Raw genomic sequence first — 2,949 nt, 5'->3', positions numbered from 1 at the left:
TAGTGATTCTTTTTAACGGTTAAGTTAGAAAGGGCGCACGGTGGATGCCTTGGCACTAGGAGCCGATGAAGGACGGGACGAACACCGATATGCTTCGGGGAGCTGTAAGCAAGCTTTGATCCGGAGATTTCCGAATGGGGAAACCCACCACTCGTAATGGAGTGGTATCCATATCTGAATTCATAGGATATGAGAAGGCAGACCCGGGGAACTGAAACATCTAAGTACCCGGAGGAAGAGAAAGCAAATGCGATTCCCTGAGTAGCGGCGAGCGAAACGGGATTAGCCCAAACCAAGAGGCTTGCCTCTTGGGGTTGTAGGACACTCTGTACGGAGTTACAAAAGAACGAGGTAGATGAAGAGGTCTGGAAAGGCCCGCCATAGGAGGTAACAGCCCTGTAGTCAAAACTTCGTTCTCTCCTGAGTGGATCCTGAGTACGGCGGAACACGTGAAATTCCGTCGGAATCCGGGAGGACCATCTCCCAAGGCTAAATACTCCCTAGTGACCGATAGTGAACCAGTACCGTGAGGGAAAGGTGAAAAGCACCCCGGAAGGGGAGTGAAAGAGATCCTGAAACCGTGTGCCTACAAGTAGTCAGAGCCCGTTAACGGGTGATGGCGTGCCTTTTGTAGAATGAACCGGCGAGTTACGATCCCGTGCAAGGTTAAGCAGAAGATGCGGAGCCGCAGCGAAAGCGAGTCTGAATAGGGCGCATGAGTACGTGGTCGTAGACCCGAAACCAGGTGATCTACCCATGTCCAGGGTGAAGTTCAGGTAACACTGAATGGAGGCCCGAACCCACGCACGTTGAAAAGTGCGGGGATGAGGTGTGGGTAGGGGTGAAATGCCAATCGAACCTGGAGATAGCTGGTTCTCTCCGAAATAGCTTTAGGGCTAGCCTCAAGGTAAGAGTCTTGGAGGTAGAGCACTGATTGGACTAGGGGCCCCTACCGGGTTACCGAATTCAGTCAAACTCCGAATGCCAATGACTTATCCTTGGGAGTCAGACTGCGAGTGATAAGATCCGTAGTCGAAAGGGAAACAGCCCAGACCGCCAGCTAAGGTCCCAAAGTATACGTTAAGTGGAAAAGGATGTGGAGTTGCTTAGACAACCAGGATGTTGGCTTAGAAGCAGCCACCATTTAAAGAGTGCGTAATAGCTCACTGGTCGAGTGACTCTGCGCCGAAAATGTACCGGGGCTAAACGTATCACCGAAGCTGCGGACTGTTCTTCGAACAGTGGTAGGAGAGCGTTCTAAGGGCTGTGAAGCCAGACCGGAAGGACTGGTGGAGCGCTTAGAAGTGAGAATGCCGGTATGAGTAGCGAAAGAGGGGTGAGAATCCCCTCCACCGAATGCCTAAGGTTTCCTGAGGAAGGCTCGTCCGCTCAGGGTTAGTCGGGACCTAAGCCGAGGCCGAAAGGCGTAGGCGATGGACAACAGGTTGATATTCCTGTACCACCTCCTCACCATTTGAGCAATGGGGGGACGCAGGAGGATAGGGTAAGCGCGGTATTGGATATCCGCGTCCAAGCAGTTAGGCTGGGAAATAGGCAAATCCGTTTCCCATAAGGCTGAGCTGTGATGGCGAGCGAAATATAGTAGCGAAGTTCCTGATTCCACACTGCCAAGAAAAGCCTCTAGCGAGGTGAGAGGTGCCCGTACCGCAAACCGACACAGGTAGGCGAGGAGAGAATCCTAAGGTGATCGAGAGAACTCTCGTTAAGGAACTCGGCAAAATGACCCCGTAACTTCGGGAGAAGGGGTGCTCTGTTAGGGTGCAAGCCCGAGAGAGCCGCAGTGAATAGGCCCAGGCGACTGTTTAGCAAAAACACAGGTCTCTGCGAAGCCGTAAGGCGAAGTATAGGGGCTGACGCCTGCCCGGTGCTGGAAGGTTAAGAGGAGCGCTTAGCGTAAGCGAAGGTGCGAATTGAAGCCCCAGTAAACGGCGGCCGTAACTATAACGGTCCTAAGGTAGCGAAATTCCTTGTCGGGTAAGTTCCGACCCGCACGAAAGGCGCAACGATCTGGGCACTGTCTCAACGAGAGACTCGGTGAAATTATAGTACCTGTGAAGATGCAGGTTACCCGCGACAGGACGGAAAGACCCCGTGGAGCTTTACTGCAGCCTGATATTGAATGTTGGTACAGCTTGTACAGGATAGGTAGGAGCCTTGGAAACCGGAGCGCCAGCTTCGGTGGAGGCATCGGTGGGATACTACCCTGGCTGTATTGACCTTCTAACCCGCCGCCCTTATCGGGCGGGGAGACAGTGTCAGGTGGGCAGTTTGACTGGGGCGGTCGCCTCCTAAAAGGTAACGGAGGCGCCCAAAGGTTCCCTCAGAATGGTTGGAAATCATTCGCAGAGTGTAAAGGCACAAGGGAGCTTGACTGCGAGACCTACAAGTCGAGCAGGGACGAAAGTCGGGCTTAGTGATCCGGTGGTTCCGCATGGAAGGGCCATCGCTCAACGGATAAAAGCTACCCCGGGGATAACAGGCTTATCTCCCCCAAGAGTCCACATCGACGGGGAGGTTTGGCACCTCGATGTCGGCTCATCGCATCCTGGGGCTGTAGTCGGTCCCAAGGGTTGGGCTGTTCGCCCATTAAAGCGGTACGCGAGCTGGGTTCAGAACGTCGTGAGACAGTTCGGTCCCTATCCGTCGCGGGCGCAGGAAATTTGAGAGGAGCTGTCCTTAGTACGAGAGGACCGGGATGGACGCACCGCTGGTGTACCAGTTGTTCTGCCAAGGGCATCGCTGGGTAGCTATGTGCGGACGGGATAAGTGCTGAAAGCATCTAAGCATGAAGCCCCCCTCAAGATGAGATTTCCCATTCCGCAAGGAAGTAAGATCCCTGAAAGATGATCAGGTTGATAGGTCTGAGGTGGAAGTGTGGCGACACATGGAGCTGACAGATACTAATCGATCGAGGACTTAACCACATTT

1 rRNA gene is annotated in these 2,949 nt (G+C 53.6%); it reads left to right on the top strand.

What is annotated here, in order from left to right:
* The first annotated feature begins 17 nt into the window (after nucleotides 1-17).
* Nucleotides 18-2,945 (top strand): 23S ribosomal RNA (locus tag LWH95_RS21350).
* Nucleotides 2,946-2,949 lie beyond the last annotated feature (4 nt).

This window comes from Bacillus sp. G16 (assembly GCF_021282335.1).
Lineage (GTDB): Bacteria > Bacillota > Bacilli > Bacillales > Bacillaceae > Bacillus > Bacillus inaquosorum.
The sequence above is the reverse complement of the archived record's forward strand: the minus strand, read 5'-3'. Positions and strand labels throughout refer to the sequence as shown.